The sequence below is a fragment of the Pseudoalteromonas luteoviolacea NCIMB 1942 genome, assembly GCF_001625595.1.
In the GTDB taxonomy this organism is placed as follows: domain Bacteria; phylum Pseudomonadota; class Gammaproteobacteria; order Enterobacterales; family Alteromonadaceae; genus Pseudoalteromonas; species Pseudoalteromonas luteoviolacea_A.
On record NZ_AUXT01000152.1, the window covers coordinates 1 to 15,344 of the forward strand.

Annotated in this window: 12 protein-coding genes and 2 pseudogenes; 6 read left to right on the plus strand and 8 right to left on the minus strand. The window is 41.4% G+C overall.

Annotated elements, in window-relative coordinates; translation table 11 throughout:
• Positions 1-266: 266 nt before the first annotated feature.
• The gene (locus tag N482_RS10035; protein ID WP_063376910.1) at positions 267-551 is read right to left on the minus strand and encodes a YciI family protein; all 285 of its coding nucleotides are present in this window, start codon (positions 549-551) and stop codon (positions 267-269) included.
• Between the two features lie 787 nt (positions 552-1,338).
• Between N482_RS10035 and N482_RS10040 the strand changes: the two genes are divergently transcribed.
• The 3 genes and pseudogenes from N482_RS10040 to phnW all read left to right on the plus strand — a co-directional run bounded on the left by N482_RS10040 (position 1,339) and on the right by phnW (position 5,637).
• Positions 1,339-1,689, plus strand: coding sequence for a hypothetical protein (locus N482_RS10040; protein WP_063376911.1), 351 nt, complete (start codon positions 1,339-1,341; stop codon positions 1,687-1,689).
• Positions 1,690-2,261: 572 nt separating this feature from the next.
• Complete coding sequence (locus N482_RS10045; protein WP_063376912.1) at positions 2,262-4,361, plus strand: TonB-dependent receptor; 2,100 nt, start codon at positions 2,262-2,264, stop codon at positions 4,359-4,361.
• 222 nt (positions 4,362-4,583) lie between these two features.
• Positions 4,584-5,637: pseudogene (gene phnW, locus N482_RS10050) on the plus strand (2-aminoethylphosphonate--pyruvate transaminase).
• Between the two features lie 457 nt (positions 5,638-6,094).
• Here phnW and N482_RS10055 read toward each other — a convergent pair.
• On the minus strand, positions 6,095-6,469 hold the full coding sequence (locus N482_RS10055; RefSeq protein WP_063376913.1) for a tetratricopeptide repeat protein: 375 nt from the start codon (positions 6,467-6,469) through the stop codon (positions 6,095-6,097).
• A gap of 119 nt (positions 6,470-6,588) precedes the next feature.
• Positions 6,589-8,223 carry a methyl-accepting chemotaxis protein gene (locus N482_RS10060; protein WP_063376914.1) on the minus strand — a complete coding sequence of 545 codons (1,635 nt, stop codon included), beginning with the start codon at positions 8,221-8,223 and terminating at the stop codon, positions 6,589-6,591.
• Positions 8,224-8,551: 328 nt separating this feature from the next.
• Here N482_RS10060 and N482_RS10065 point away from each other — a divergent pair, with 328 nt between their 5' ends.
• Positions 8,552-9,715 (plus strand): DUF819 domain-containing protein, encoded by a 1,164-nt coding sequence (locus N482_RS10065; protein WP_063376915.1) that lies wholly within the window; start codon positions 8,552-8,554, stop codon positions 9,713-9,715.
• 49 nt (positions 9,716-9,764) lie between these two features.
• Here the strand turns inward: N482_RS10065 and N482_RS10070 are convergent, their stop codons facing one another.
• From N482_RS10070 to N482_RS10085, 5 genes and pseudogenes are all read right to left on the minus strand, one after another.
• Positions 9,765-10,457, minus strand: a complete 693-nt coding sequence (locus tag N482_RS10070; RefSeq protein ID WP_063376916.1) for a UTRA domain-containing protein — start codon at positions 10,455-10,457, stop codon at positions 9,765-9,767.
• 140 nt (positions 10,458-10,597) lie between these two features.
• Positions 10,598-12,004 (minus strand): annotated as a pseudogene (locus N482_RS10075) (FAD-dependent oxidoreductase).
• A 58-nt stretch (positions 12,005-12,062) separates the two neighbouring features.
• Positions 12,063-12,194 carry a hypothetical protein gene (locus tag N482_RS25915; protein ID WP_269202110.1) on the minus strand — a complete coding sequence of 44 codons (132 nt, stop codon included), beginning with the start codon at positions 12,192-12,194 and terminating at the stop codon, positions 12,063-12,065.
• Between the two features lie 38 nt (positions 12,195-12,232).
• Positions 12,233-12,865 (minus strand): carboxypeptidase-like regulatory domain-containing protein, encoded by a 633-nt coding sequence (locus tag N482_RS10080; protein WP_063376917.1) that lies wholly within the window; start codon positions 12,863-12,865, stop codon positions 12,233-12,235.
• Positions 12,866-13,054: 189 nt separating this feature from the next.
• Complete coding sequence (locus N482_RS10085) at positions 13,055-14,131, minus strand: serine hydrolase domain-containing protein (RefSeq protein ID WP_081227870.1); 1,077 nt, start codon at positions 14,129-14,131, stop codon at positions 13,055-13,057.
• 301 nt (positions 14,132-14,432) lie between these two features.
• On the opposite strand from N482_RS10085, the gene N482_RS10090 reads away from it, so the two are divergent.
• Together N482_RS10090 and N482_RS10095 are read left to right on the plus strand one after the other, a co-directional pair.
• Entirely contained in the window at positions 14,433-14,951 is a 519-nt protein-coding gene (locus N482_RS10090; RefSeq protein ID WP_063376918.1) for a hypothetical protein, read from the plus strand.
• Positions 14,952-15,004: 53 nt separating this feature from the next.
• Positions 15,005-15,340: a nuclear transport factor 2 family protein gene (locus tag N482_RS10095; protein WP_063376919.1), complete on the plus strand. Its 336-nt coding sequence runs from the start codon at positions 15,005-15,007 to the stop codon at positions 15,338-15,340.
• Positions 15,341-15,344 lie beyond the last annotated feature (4 nt).

Below are 15,344 nucleotides of genomic sequence, written 5' to 3' on the forward strand. Positions count from 1 at the left end.
CAAAGTGTGCTCGCACCCTGCACAAAATGTATAATTTGGTGTTCGTAAATGGCTTGCAGCAGTGGTGGTGTTTGGAGGTTCGGTTTACGTTGATTTACTCAGAGGTTTAAATAGCGGCAACTTTTTATAGCGCCGCCAAAAACAGTCCATCCATCATTCACGTAAAGTGAGAAAGTATTAATTGTTAATTTAAATATTTACTAATTCATAAAGGGAACATGATTTATAAATTATTCAGCCATTTTAATAGCCATCACCCTAATTTTTTATAATAAGTAATCTAGTTCCTTCGCTGTTTTAGACGGGACAAATTCTGTGACTTGATACTCAGCAATACCCGTTTTAAAAAAGGGATCCTCACTTAAAACCGACTCCAACTGCTCTTTCGAGGTAGAAGTGGCCAAAATCACCCCACCAGTTCTAGGCTCAGTACGACCAGACATTAAAAAAATACCATCGTCGTAACACTTGTCCAAATACTCAACATGTAATGGTAAATACTTATCAACTTCAGATAAACCAACTAAATAACTTAGTGTGACGATAAACATGCCAGTTCCTTTTTATAATATTTGAGGTGCTATCAATGCTTGATCTAAATAGGTCCTCATTTAAGTAAATTTATGAATATTCCTATTTCGATTCTTTTAATAATGTATCAGCCAAAAAGAAGCCTGTATATAGGTACTCACATTTGCTTACAACTTGCTAAGTACTGGTGCTGTTAACTAAATGCAGCCAAAATGCGACAATTTGTCACATCCCATTCTAGGCACTCGTTACATATAATATGCAAATTATCCTCAATATGATAATAATAATATGCTTAAACGGCTACTCAAATGGCATAGGCGAATAGCCATTTTTTGCCCAGTACCTTTCGTAATTTGGGCTCTTTCTGGTTTACTGCACCCTATTATGTAGCAATTTGAGAAAGCGCCAAGAATCAATGCAGCGCGTGTTCAGGTTAATACGCAATATTTACAAAATTATGCACAATTACAAGACCTTCTGAATAAAGCACGTATTGAACGTTTTAGTCATGCAACCCTAGTACAATATGACGGGAGCTATTACTATCAAATTAGGGAGGTTAAGTTTAACGAGTTACTGGTCCACTATTTGCCCATTGATGGGCATGTGTCGAGTCTAACTGACCATCAATATGCTCAATCTCTAGCGAGTAAATGGTCTGAAGCAAATATAGTTGAATCAAGTTTAGTCCTGCCTACCCCGAAATAAACCGAGTTCTGCCGGTATACCGTTTTACCATTGGACAATGGCAACCTCTTATACATCGATACTCTTGGCAAAAGAATTACCGCACACAATACACCTATGCGCGAATCTCTGTCTTATTGGTTTAAGCAACTACATAAATGGCAGTTTATAGGTGATCGTAATAGTATTGTACGGATTATCCCAATGCTGTTGATAAGTGGTGCCCTATTCGTCATGGCACTACTGGGGCTTATAGCGTATAGCCTACTTTGGCCACGCATTAAATCTACACGTGTAAATAATCATGCAATTCACCGAGGAGCCAGTTTAACTCTAAGCTTATTTTTATTGGGCTTTTCTACAAGTAGTATGCACATTCTAATCGATAAGTTTTACCCTCAATCGTTTAGGCAAGGCGTACCAAACAATACGTTAGATACGCAAGCTTTGACACATGACCCTATATAAGCTCTTGCGTTAGCAAATGGCGATAACTTTCAGCTTGTCACAATTAATGGAAAAATTTATAGCCAAGTCGTTACCTTTAGCAAAAGCAGAATGCAGTTTTCATATTGGCAAGATGCACCAGAAAATGTAACTAACCAACTCCTCGCTGAACAAGTTTTGTATACTCAATGAGATGTAAAAGGCCAAGTATTTCACGTTGAAAAGGTTGATAAATTTGGGCCAACTTATGGCTTTATCAACAAGCGTCTACCCGTTATCCAGCTCAGATTTGAGCAAAACCCAAGCACACTTTACAGCGTCGAACCTCACACTGGTTATATCGCAGCAGTAGACGATATATGGCAAAATGCTCGTAGCTGGCACTTTGGTTACTTGCACAAATATCATTTTTTAAACCCTATCGGCAAAGGTCTTCGCGACAGTGTTATCGCAATAATTTGTCTTGGGCTAGTATCCGTTGCAATACTAGACACTAGCATATATTTTGCTAGAACAGTTCGCCAGCGTCGGGCCAAAAAGCAACGTGACTTAAATAACAACTAATTACTAAAAATAACTAAGGAACAAGCATAATGAAATCAGGCTTTTCTTATTCACTGATTACTATTGCACTTTTACAAGCTGATATTGCCGTTGCACAACAAGGTGCAGCTGATGGTATTGAGCAAATTATTGTCACAGCAAGTCGTACATCCAAAGCGAATACAGATTTGGCACTCAGTGTTGGTAGCGTATCAGAAGATGTAATAAGAAATGATAATGCACAGCATGTCTCAGAATCTTTGGAAACAATTTCGGGCGTATTATTAAACCAACTTTCTGGCGGACAAGGACACAATGCAGCGATCCGTATGCCCATAAACTATGGCGGCTATACCCTTTACCTTCAGGACAACGTTCCACTGCAATCTGCTGCATTCTATAATCACAATGCGCTTTGGTGGGCTAGCACTAACTCGTCAACGTCGAAGTTAGAAGTCATCAAAGGTGCTGGTACCAGTCTATACGGCTCAGGAGCGGTTGCTGCAACGGTAAACGTACTTTCAACATCAGTTAATACCAGCAGTAATGAACTAGCCACCACATTTGGAGAAAATGGCTACCAGAAATTTAATGGTGCTCTAGTTCATAAAATGTCCGATAATAATGGCGTTAGATTCTCAGCGGCACACCTAGACAATGAAGGCTGGCGAACACACAGTAGCGTAAAAAAGTCAGAGTTTAATATACTTCATGAATTGACCATTGATGACAAGCAAAGTCTTAAAACAAGCTTAATTGCATCAACACTCGACCAACAAATGCTTGATGCATTAAACAGTGAAGAGTTTGCGGCTGATCCTACACAATCCGGCCTATCACAAAATGTCCTAGATATTGACCCCCGTCGAGACACAAATTACGCGCGCTTGAGCTCTGAATACCAGTATGAGAGCCAAGATTTTTATGCCTCTGTCATTCCCTATCTACGCTACAGAAGTAATGATTATATCGCTACTTGGCAACCAAATATGCCCAATGTCGAGTCGAGTGTTAGAACAATTGGTTTGTTAGCTTTAAGTAACTTTGAACATAGTAGTGACTTTGAAACCACGGTAGGTATTGATTTAGAACGCTCTGAAGGTGAGGCTTACTCGTACCAGCCAACCACTCTCACTACATCTGGTCGTTCAAGTAAAACTTTTCCCGAAGGACATATTTTCTATAATGATACCACCCGTTATACAGGTATTTCTCCGTATGTTCAGCACATTGGTCATCTTAGTGATCTGTTAAGTTACGCGGTAGGGCTGCGCTATGATCATAACGAATATGATTTTGACAACCACTTACCAGCATATGACGACGACGGTTTTAACAACCGTTCAATACCTAGCCGCAGTGACACATTTAAACACTTTAGTCCTAAAGCCAGTTTAAATTACAAACTCCAGGACAATGCCAGTGTATATGTGCGCTATGCAAGTGCTATTCGCCTGCCAACCGCATCAGAGATGTATCACCTTAAGACCAAGGAAACCAGCTCTCAACTGGACTCACTAAATGAAGAAACATCCGACACCTATGAGATTGGTTACAAAGCCAACTTAGACAAACTCTCGGTTGAGGTCGCCTATTATGTGATGGATGTTAAAGACGCTATTGTTACTGCCTATGATAATCTAGGTGCTAGCTACAGAACCAATGCAGGTGAAGTGAAGCATCAAGGTTTCGAGTTTGGTGCAAACTATACCTTTAACCCTCACTGGTCCTTAGCATTAGCTTACAGCCAATCAAACCATGAGTTTGGGCACTATATTCAAGATCAAAACCGACAAGATAGAGACGAAAGGGAACTAACTGATAATAGCTTGCAAATGGCACCAGAATATGTCGCAAATTTAAGAGTAAATCACAACAGCTCGTTACTTGAAGGGCTACAAATCACAGCTGAGCTCAAAAGTATCGGCGATTACTGGATGGATGCCGAGAACTCCGCAAAGTACGACGGATACACGATTGCAAACTTGAAAGTAAACTATCAATTGTCAGAAGCACTCAAGCTCCATGTGCGCCTTGCTAATGTGGCAGACAAAAAATACGCGCTTCAAGCTGAAAAGCGCTACGGTAGAGAGCGAATTCAACCCGGTGCGCCAAGAACTGCTTATGTAGGGTTAAGTTACACTTTCTAATCCGTATAAGGGGTTAACCATTAATAAACTGTGATGTCGCCACATCAAGTGTGATATCACGGTTCTTTGTTCAACTTCCTTAGTTTATCGCAACAACTTAAAAACTGCCTTTTGGCTTATTGTCGTCATCAAATCGCCATTAATTTCGTGCTTTAATTACTGGTATAGACCAGAAAGAGAAGCATCATGAACAACGATTAATTACTATTAACCCCTGGCCCATTGTCTACGTCAGATAGTGTAAAAGAAGCCATGCTAAAAGATTGGTGTTTGGGATGACGATTATAACTTAGACATCGTGCAGGCCATTCGTAGCGAATTATGCAAACTTGCTACTAGCAGTACTGAATACACTGCGACTTTAATGCAAGGAAGTGGAACAAGCAGTGTCGAATCGGCCATAGGTACTCTTATTCCCAATAGCGGCAAACTACTCGTTATTAATAATGGGGCCTATGGTGCGCGTATACTTGAAATTGCACAATACCTTAATATCGCTTGTTAGCGCTAAATTATTCTGAGACGCAGCAACCAGAGATAAAAGATGTCAATGAGGCACTACTTTCAGACCCGACTATCACACATGTTGCTATGGTACATTGTGAAACCACAACCGGTATTTTGAATCCCGCAAAAGAGATTGCAGCTGTCGTAAATAGACACAAGAAAGTCATGATACTAGACGCAATGAGTAGCTTTGGTGGGATCCCTTTTGATATTGCAGATTGGAAAATTGACGTATTGATAAGCTCCGCCAATAAATGTATTCAGGGAGTGCCCGGGTTTAGCTTTGTCATTGCAAAAAAGTACTTATGCACAACGCTAAAGATAATGCTCGTTCACTATCCCTCGATTTATACGCACAGTGGCAAACCATGGAACAAAATCAAGGGAAGTGGCGTTTCACCTCACCGACCCATGTTGTCAGAGCGTTTGCCCAAGCATTAATCGAGCTCAAACAAGAAGGCGGTATTTCAGCGCGCTATCAGCGCTATGAAAAAAACAAGTGCTTCTCGTTAATGGCATGCAAGCACTCGGGTTTGAGGCTTTATTGCCACAAGCGCTACAATCACCAATAATCACCTCTTTTTATTCACCTGTATCACCAGAATATGACTTCAAACGCTTTTATCAGCAATTAAAGTCTCTAGGGTTTGTAATTTACCCAGGCAAGGTTACCAATGCAGATTGCTTTCGCATTGGTAACATCGGTGAAGTAACCCCCCAAGACATCAAAAATTTACTAGAGGCTGTTGCTCAGGCAAAGTATTGGTAAAAGAAAAATATTTATTTACGCAGTGCATAGCCAATTTTGCACTGCGCTTTTGTGATATGTGTCTGAAACATTGTCTAAAACTAATCGACAAATCTATTTAAATTTGAAGTTCAATTGCACTTCTAGCCGTTTCCCATTCAGTACATTTCCATTTTCATCAAGTTGCACTCAATACTCCCATTTCACCAGCGCCGCCTTTGCTTCTTTGTCAAAAACACCAATGGGCACTGATTCAGTCACATCAATATTTATTGGAAAGCCTTACTTATTTAAGTCGAACACAAGTTGAACATGCCCTTCTATTTTAGCTTGGGCCGCGTGTGCGGGATATTTAGGCGCTATGCGTATAACATGTTTTGCCACTACCTGCTTGTCTGGCTGCATCTATTGCAGTAACTGATCGGCAGTTTTATCAAGCTGACTGCCAAGATATGCGTAATAGACTTTAAGTTGCTGCTTAGCCTGCCTGATCGTAGTTGCGCAACTTGATGTGTATTTCGAGTAGACTCTCCATCGCTTTTTTGAGGTGTTTAGCATTGAGCTCTTTTGAATCAACCGCACGGTTCAAATACGTTATTGCTTGTTTTAGCATCTGATTCTGAAATGAAATACTGCCAATATAGTAATCAACCACAACCAGAACGTATGAGTCTACAGGTTGAATACTCTTCAGGGTTTCAATTGCTTTATCAATATTTCCAGCATTAACGTAGTCGAATGCTTCAATCACTTTTGTCTTCATTTTACTATGACAAGCATAAGTAAATTGCTCTGACAGGCAACTTGGTTCAGCAACAGGTTCTTGTGGTTTTACTCTTATTACTCTTGTCATACCATCAGTGTCATATTTAGTTGATCACCTTCCTCAGGCTTTTTAGCTGGGAGTTTACCAACCATTTCAGTCAAATGTCACTTAATCCTCGTGACATCTGATGGTCCTCTTTTTCGCCTTTAAACTCGAAATCCTTCCACAACTAACCCTAACTCTTGGCTAGCGCTGCGCAGCGCTTTACTTGTATCTGTTAGCGACTGAGTGGCATCTAATGACAGATTTGTCGAGTCAGATAAATCAGTTATACGCCGATTTACTTCTTGAGCCGCATGAGATTGCTCTTGCGTCGCACGTGCAATCTGACTGTTCATCTGCGAAATCACTTCGATTAAGCGTTCAATCTCAGTCAAAGCGGTATCCGCTTCTTTAGCTTGCTGTACTGACTCTTTTGAGGTTGCTTGACTTTGTTGAACAGCAATAACCGCCGCTTGCGCTCCCTGTTGCAAACGCTCAATCATAGATTGAATTTCATCGGTGCTCTCACTGGTTCGACTTGCAAGCGTTCTGACTTCGTCAGCGACAACCGCAAACCCTCTTCCCTGCTCTCCAGCTCGGGCTGCTTCTATTGCTGCGTTCAAAGCCAATAGGTTTGTTTGTTCTGAAATGCCTCGAATAACATCTAGCACAGAGCCTATGTTATTACTTTCCTCAGCCAATGAACTGGTCACCTCATTTACTTGCTGGATGTTTGAAGAAAGACTCTCAATCGTACCAATTGTCTTTGCAAGCGTATTTTTACCTGATGTACTGTTTTTCATCGCATCGCTTGCAGCTCGCTCAGCAGCTTCAGCATTGTTGTTTATCTCTTGTATCTGCATACTCATTTGTTCAACTGCAGTAGCAACTTGTCGACTGTTGTCATTTTGCATTTCGATGAAATTTAAATTACCGCGCCCTGCCTGGTCCACCTCATGGGCAAGATTTTTTACACTGTCGCTGTTGCCTGCAACTTTCAAAATTGAACTGCGCATTCTTTCTGTGTAAGCATTAAAGTGCTTCGTCAGTTTAGCGACTTCATCTTTACCGTACTCATCTAGACGCAAAGTCAAATCACCATCGCCATTTGCGATACGTTTCATGGTATTTGCGGTTTCTCTAATAGGATGCAAAATACTTTTTGAAATGAGTATACTCAAACTTATTGATAGAATAATAATCACACCAAAATCGACGAGCAGGTCATTTCTTTGTGATTGATATTCTGCATAGATTGTATCCAAATACACGCCTGAACCTACGATCCACTGCCATGGTTCAAAACCTTTCACAAAGGAGATTTTCTCAACAGGCTGTTGCGCGCCAGGTTTTGGCCATTTGTATGGTACAAATCCGCCGTTTTGCCGTTTCACTACATTAACCATATCCACAAAGAGCGCTTTACCATCAGGGTCTTTTACACCGGTAAGTGACTTGCCGTTCAGGTTTGGCTTAAAAGGATGCATCACCATCGCGGGCTGATAGTCATTTACCCAAAAGTAATTATTATCTTCATACCGTAAGCTCGCTAATGTATTTAATGCACTTTGGCGCGCCTCTGATTCTGATAAAGTGCCATTTTGCTGTAGTTGATAAAAGTGGCGCAAAATACTATGGGCACTTTCAACCAAGCTTTGTGTTTTTTCATATTGTTGTGATTCCAGTGCAGCATATTGACGCTGCAAAGTAAGAATATTTTGGACCACCAAAGCGGCAATCACTGTCCCAATTAAAATCGTGAGACGTTGATAAATACTACATTGCCTTAACGTTCGCATAAGTTGTTCCTTCTAGCATACATATTGAACCTTAAATATAGACACGTAGAAACTGTTCGCCAGTGAAAATAAAATTCATTTAAAACAAACAGATAGAAATCATATATAACTTTGTGAAAGCAATTAGCCATTAGTCTAGAATTTGGTGATTTTTTATATTTCCACTTACTAGAGTCAAATTATAATTAAGGGCAGACATGGGTTATTGGCTTTAATACCGGATAAAAGCAGATTGCTTAATAACATGATGTCAAAAATTAGCATCGTTTTTCTCAAAGAGATCAGCTAGCATAGCTCTGGTTAAATAATAATTAAAATAGAGGAAATCATGATCCAAGATGGATTCTCATTTATCGCATTTTTGATGTTCTTTTCAGGTCTAGTCATTTGGTATGAAAATAAATATAAAGACGGTCGTTTTTTTAAATATGTCCCAGCAGTTATTATTATATATTTCTCAGCGATGGTGATGTCCACTTTGGGTGTTTGGGAAATGACAGATTCCGTGAAACAAGCACGCGGTGAAGTTAGAAACGCTATTTTACCAGCAATGATTTTTCTCATGTTATTGAGAGCAGACTTAAGAGACATAGTTAAACTCGGACCTAAGCTACTGGGAACATTTTTTGCTGCGACACTCAGCATCATACTTGGCTTTATAATCTCATTCGCTCTGTTCCAAAGTTACTTAAACGATAACGCTGCGCTTACCTTTGGCGCACTTGCAGGAAGCTGGATTGGCGGCACCCAGAATATGGTGGCAGTCCAACAAGCACTTGGCCTCAACGATGCAGGCATGGGATATACGCTACTAATAGACTCAATTGACTACGCAATGTGGATTATGTTTTTGCTTGCACTAGTGCCCTTTGCCCACAAATTTAACGATTGGACAAAAGCAGATACCAGTACCTTAGACGACCTGCAAGAAAAACTGACCCTTTCAAACGACCAAATTCGTAAAGAAACGACTTTTCCAGATATGATGTTGTTACTCGGCTGTGCTTTTGGTTTATCGGCACTTGCAAATTATGCATCTGGGCTGTTGCCACAAAATGCAGTGCTGACCAGCACGACTTGGAGTATCATGATAGTCACCTTTGTTGGCGTAATCTGTGCGATGACGCCACTTGGTAAAATTCCTGGGTCGCCCCAACTATCAAACGTTTTACTGTATACTTTGGTTGCACTAATAGCTGCCAACGCTAATTTTGCAGAGCTGACACAGGCGCCTGCATACATACTGGCGGGCTTTGTAATTCTGCTTATTCATGGTCTCATTCTTACCACCATCGCTAAACTCTTTAAATTAGACCTATTCACCTGTGGTATTGCTTCGCTGGCGAATATCGGGGGCGTTGCATCCTCGCCAGTACTCGCAGCAGCTTATAGTCAGACACTAGTACCTGTTGCCATTCTCATGGCGTTAATGGGGGTAATCATAGGTACAGGTGGCGGGATCGGCGTCGCTTTGTTATTACAAGCAATGTAAAATTTCACTCACAATGACGCGGTAGTGCGCTATCGCGTCACCTCTCACTTTAGGTTCCTTCTACAACCATTTCTATCGCGTCATGAAGCCAATATTCAATATTAAAGTCCACCAACTGTTTTTGAGTGTCATAACGTGCTCTTTGCACTTTTAAGCAAGGCGCTCCGCTGTTTTTCTCAAGTCTCTGGGAAGCTTCATCAGGTAAGACTGTTACACTAATCACGCACTGCTCGTGACTTATCTCCACATTATACTGGGTTGACATCACCTCTGTGATTGAGCCGTTTAAAACCCGTTTTTCAAGTCCCTCGAACCGTTTAGCAAGACAGTATATCTCCTCCATCAAAATTGCACGCTCATCGACTTTTCTTACTCTTGTCAGTTTGTAAATAGCCTCGCCTTCAAAGTGCTCGTGGGCCACTGAGTGTTCAATACATGGCGCTTCAATACTAATCACTTCTGTTTTGGGTTCAAAACCTTGTTCCTTGGTTAAGTGATTAAAGTTTACTTTTCGAGCTGGATGCCAACGAAGCTTTTGAGGTGTAACAAACCAACCTCTGCGTTTTTGACTATATATCACCCCCTCAGCTTCTAGCCTTGCAAGTGCCTCTCTCACGGTGATTCGAGTAGAGCTAAACTCCTCCTGCAAACTGCGTTCTGAAGGTAACTTTGACCCAGAACGCATGGACCCTTGAGCCAATAAATCTTGAAGATAATTACGGATTTTTTGATATAGCAACATCGCATTCTTAAAGTACAAACCCCAATGATGTGACAAGCTTACGTGACTTTTATGACAATCGGACTCTCAATTAATCTAAAATCTCACTATTCTCCACTGAGCAGAGCGACACCCATGCTGTCATATAATTAGAAGCACCATCAGGCTCTGTTTATATTTGGATCCAACTTGGCTGCACTGCCACTTAATCGGCTAAGCCAAGTGTCAACCTTTGATGGTCTCATTCCCCTATCTTGTGCGTGCTCTTCTCGTCTTATCGCATTTCGAATCGCATATGCCCCAATACTTCTAATTGGTTCAACAGGAAATTTGGCTAGTTTGCCATTCACCAAAGCACATTGGCTACAGCGGTTTTGATGCTTAATTATTAATGAAGAAAGGATCTTGCCGCCTATATAGGATTGCACAACGCCATTACCTGAGTAACCACTGCCATATAAAACGTTTTTCTTCCCGTTCAAATGACCGAAAAACGGCATTCCTGAAACACTGCGGTCGGACGGACCCGTCCATGCTCTCTCGATAGGTAAAGGGACATCGAAAAAGTGCGCGTGCGAACTATGCAAAATATCTAAATAACGGCTTGCTGCATCAAAACAAGCGTGCACTTGATTAGCAAAACTAAAGAAGTTTCCTCCCTTCCCTAGCATTAACCTGCCTTCAGAAGTAGTGCGATAATAATTGACAAAAATCCTTGCATCTATAACAGGCGCGCCATGTGTTAGTTTAAGTTGTTTAAGCAACTCAGGGATTGATTTAGTAATCATCATATCACTCGAGACCAAAACAACATTTCTAGAAAATTCTGAACGTAGAGAAGGCAGCCACGCATTGACGGAAAAAGTCAGGCTGGTAGCGCGAATAACAGCGTCTTGCTTGGTTAAGATAGTGACAATCTCTCAATCTGTATGTGATTGATATGCCGTTTTTTCAAACACACGTACACCGAGCTCTACCGCGATATATCTATGTCCGCGCACTAATTTTGCTGGTTGTACGCTACCTGCATGAGGGCAATAAATAGCATGTAAATTAGCCTCAGATCCCGTTGCTCGCAAACCTTCTTTGTCAACTGTTCGCCAGTGATTTAGATGATGCCTTTCAAGTAATGAAACGACGGGGGCCAGGCTCGCAATTTGTGCTTGGTTGGACGCCGTATAATAAGTACCGTCCACTCGGCAATCACAATCGATCCCGTGACGATCGATAATCCGTTTAATTTCATGCACAGCCTGCTTGGAGCTTTGCGCCAAAAAACGCGCTTGCTCTAAGCCATATAATTTTACTAAACTGGCAAACTTTGTTGACCAAGTCAGCATGGCTCCACCATTTCTGCCTGATCCACCTTGCCCACATAAGTCTTTTTCTATAACTGTAACATCCAGCTCTGGCTTTTGTTGCTTCAACATAATAGCTGTCCAAAGCCCTGTAAAACCACCGCCAACGATACAAGCACCGGTTTCCAAGTTATGCTGTAGCGGCTTTGCTGAGACTAAATCCGCCTCAGCAATTGCGTCATCAAACCAAAATGGCTGGAAGCGCTTCATGGGCGCTCACCGCGAGCTAGTTTAGACTCGATTTCAATCAAAACCGCTTCTACATCGGCTAATGAGTCCACCACGTAGTGCGCCCCGCAGCAGATAATTGGCTGTAAGCTAGTCGGGTTAACGTCGCTTGCTGCGCGTTATCTAACGTCTGCCATTCTTGCTCACTCAAACCAATTGCATCGCCTTCCATATCTGGTGTAATTGCCTTGGATACCTCAACGAACTCAATTAACTCACTGGGGAACAGTCAAATGCGGTTGCTCGGCTTGTTGTTTCTTCTTCTGCTGTTGGCAACCGATTGCCGTTTAAACTTGTTGAGCTCCATTGCGCCAGAAGCCCCCTGACTGCGACAAAACGACCTTCACCCTGGTCTCGTTCAATAGAAACACCAGGGATCCTCTGCACAGCTTCAGCTGCATTTCTGTCGGGCAATTTTCCTATTCCATCCGCAGCAATGACACTTTTTATACTCTCGGCATTCTTCTGAGTATTTGCAGCAGCCATTTCAGCTCTAAAAATTTGTCCAACACTCACAACTTCTTCAATAGTTTGACTACTATTGAGAATAATTGGCTCAAGTGTCACTAATTTGCCATCTACGACTTCAGCCTCTACCTCCGTATCTCCATAACCGATGTAAGAAACCACCAAGGTGTATCGACCACGACTCAGCTTTGATAACGAAAATTCACCGCGATAGTCCGTCACCGTAAAGAATTCGCTTCCCTTCACACGCACAGTTGCACCCAATAAACTTGTATGTGGGTCTGCGACTACCCCTATTAATTTGCCGTTGGAGGCATGTACACTTGCACTACCAGCCAAAACTATCGCTGCTGCGATTTGTGTTAGTTTACTCATTGCTTTTATCTCAAATGTTGGGCTTCATGGTCTAGACCAATTTATTGCAGATAGAGTAATGGTGGCTTTTTACACTGGCGTGACGGTTTGGTTAAAGCTTGATTTAAAGAAAAAGACGCAACCTATCTTTTGATATGATGGAGCCATATAAATTTGTAAACAACGCTTATTTAAACAACAACACAACTGTCATAGTGACAAGCTCGATTGAACAGCATCAACAAGAGCTCGTGACCTAACCCCGTCGCTGTTACCATTCGTAAAATAAACAATGATATAGGCATCATCCAAATTATCTTTGTATAAAATGCGTACCCTGCTCAACGCGCCGCCATCGTGACCTAACTCCTGAAACTGCCAATTACGGCCATAATCCCATCCAGAAGCGAAATAGCTGATATTTCCATCACGCAGACTATAAGGCTGAAAGTATTGCTGTAATTGCGCCTGCTTAATTAATCTGCCAGAAGCTACGGCGGATAAAAACCTGCCAATGTCTTCGAGGCTACTATAATAACCACCGTGCACAGCACTGTAGTCAGGCCATTGAATGAACTCTGATTCAACTAGCTTTCCTGCACTGACATGGTAAGTTTTAACAACATTAGGATGGTTTTGTGGGCGCTGTAGCCACAATGTGCTTTTCATTGCAAGCGGATTAAATATGCGCTGTTCAACAAGCTCTTCATAGCTGAGCCCTGAAACTGACTCTAATAATGCTGCCAATACTAAATAGTTTGTTTGTGTGTATCTAATCTTAGCCCCGGGGGCAAAGCGCACAGGCTTAGCCTTTAGCTGTTCAAATGTCTCTTTTTTACCTGCTGCAAAAACAAAGTTATTCACCTCACGGTCAAAGTACTCTGGTACACCGGAGGCGTGGTTTAAGAATGCGCTAATAGGGATGTTGTGCCAGAGTCTTGGTAAGTCCCGTACATAGAGAGACGCTGGATTGTCGAGTGAGATTTTATGCTCTTGGGCAAATTGCAAAACCAAAACACTGGCAAACAACTTACTTATCGAATGAATCGGAAATAAACTGTCTTCGGTAAGTAAGTGCTCTTTTTTAAACAGCTCACTACTATGAATGCCCTTGAACAACTCTTTGTCTTTATGCAAGACCAAAAGTCCTTGAGCCGGTATTTGATGCTGTTGCTCATGCTGAGCAAGCAATACCTTCAACTTCTCTGCATCACTGCGTTCATCAAAGAAATTACACCCTGACAAAGTGAGTAAACACAACGAAACTTGAGTGATTATTCTAAACATCGACGACTCTTTTATTGGCAACTCTACCGGTAACTCACAGAAAAATCTAGAGTTACCGATTATTTACCCACCCAAAACTACACAGTTTATATGAATAATGTTCTAGTCTAGCCGCTTTCTCTTACTTTAAATAGTGGCGAATATGCTACCCCATTTAGCATCCGCCTAGTGTTCCCGTACCAAATGTTGATGTTTGGTCCATTTTTAAAAACATTCGCTGATTGAAGGTATCTATCAAGTAGTTATTTTTTAGGCTATGAAGTAACATCAACAAAGATGAAAAATGACCAAGGAGAGTAATGTGGCAAACACAAAATGGACTCAACGCACTTTGACTCATAAGGACGCTATTCTTTATGCAGTACTTACCTGCTCAGCTATGCTAGTTACAGCCATCATCATATGGGCAAAGACGCCAAATTTCCGCCCTTTAATAGACGATCTTAGCCTAGTGGATGCTGTAAAAATTACGGATGTATTAGACATGCAAAAAATTGCTTATTACGCAGATATCGAAAGCCATATGCTGTACATAGATGAAAAACACACTCAGGATGCACGACTTGCACTTGCCCGTGCAGGTTTTGTATTTGAGTACCCAAAGTATGAGCTATTCAGCGCTTTGCCAACAGCATGTGCAAAACTCGAATCACAGTTCGGTCAATATGCGAAAATACCAATTTGGCAGCAGCCTTGGTTTATGCCTGTACTCAGGTTAATTATGGGCACGCTCGTTATTGTTATATTTATTGTCGCCGTTGTTCGCCCAGCGCTTAGAGCACTCATTGACGACACCGCTCTAAATGAACAACAGAAATAGTTTTTAAAGCGTTTAATATAGAATAAATAAACAATAAATTAAGCGTCGCACGCATGGAATGCATTATTACAAAACAAACCTTGAAGGCTGAGCAAAAGCTAAAATCTGCGATGCTCTCCTCGGATACAGAGCAATTAGCAAAATTATTGGCTGACAATCTCGTGTTTATTAATCATCAAGGTCTACGTTTATCAAACCAAGACGACCTTGATTTACACGCCTCAGGTCTACTTTGTATTAAAAGCACTATGTTGGAAGATTTAAACATAATGACAATGGGCGAGTATGACGGACAAAATGCAAACGGACAGTTTGCATTCAAGCGAGTTTGGACTAAAAAACAGTTAAATGGGCAGGTTATCAGTGCACAATCGACTTTGTGCCCCTAAAAAA

Bases quoted from the DNA above. Each gene is read 5' to 3' on its own strand.
- N482_RS10085 (WP_081227870.1), bottom strand. From the start codon at position 14,131: ATGTTTAGAATAATCACTCAAGTTTCGTTGTGTTTACTCACTTTGTCA.
- N482_RS10045 (WP_063376912.1), top strand. From the start codon at position 2,262: ATGAAATCAGGCTTTTCTTATTCACTGATTACTATTGCACTTTTACAA.
- N482_RS10080 (WP_063376917.1), bottom strand. From the start codon at position 12,865: ATGAGTAAACTAACACAAATCGCAGCAGCGATAGTTTTGGCTGGTAGT.
- N482_RS25915 (WP_269202110.1), bottom strand. From the start codon at position 12,194: ATGGAAGGCGATGCAATTGGTTTGAGTGAGCAAGAATGGCAGACGTTA.
- N482_RS10040 (WP_063376911.1), top strand. From the start codon at position 1,339: ATGCGCGAATCTCTGTCTTATTGGTTTAAGCAACTACATAAATGGCAG.
- N482_RS10060 (WP_063376914.1), bottom strand. From the start codon at position 8,223: ATGCGAACGTTAAGGCAATGTAGTATTTATCAACGTCTCACGATTTTA.
- N482_RS10065 (WP_063376915.1), top strand. From the start codon at position 8,552: ATGATCCAAGATGGATTCTCATTTATCGCATTTTTGATGTTCTTTTCA.
- N482_RS10070 (WP_063376916.1), bottom strand. From the start codon at position 10,457: ATGTTGCTATATCAAAAAATCCGTAATTATCTTCAAGATTTATTGGCT.
- N482_RS10095 (WP_063376919.1), top strand. From the start codon at position 15,005: ATGGAATGCATTATTACAAAACAAACCTTGAAGGCTGAGCAAAAGCTA.
- N482_RS10055 (WP_063376913.1), bottom strand. From the start codon at position 6,469: ATGACAAGAGTAATAAGAGTAAAACCACAAGAACCTGTTGCTGAACCA.
- N482_RS10035 (WP_063376910.1), bottom strand. From the start codon at position 551: ATGTTTATCGTCACACTAAGTTATTTAGTTGGTTTATCTGAAGTTGAT.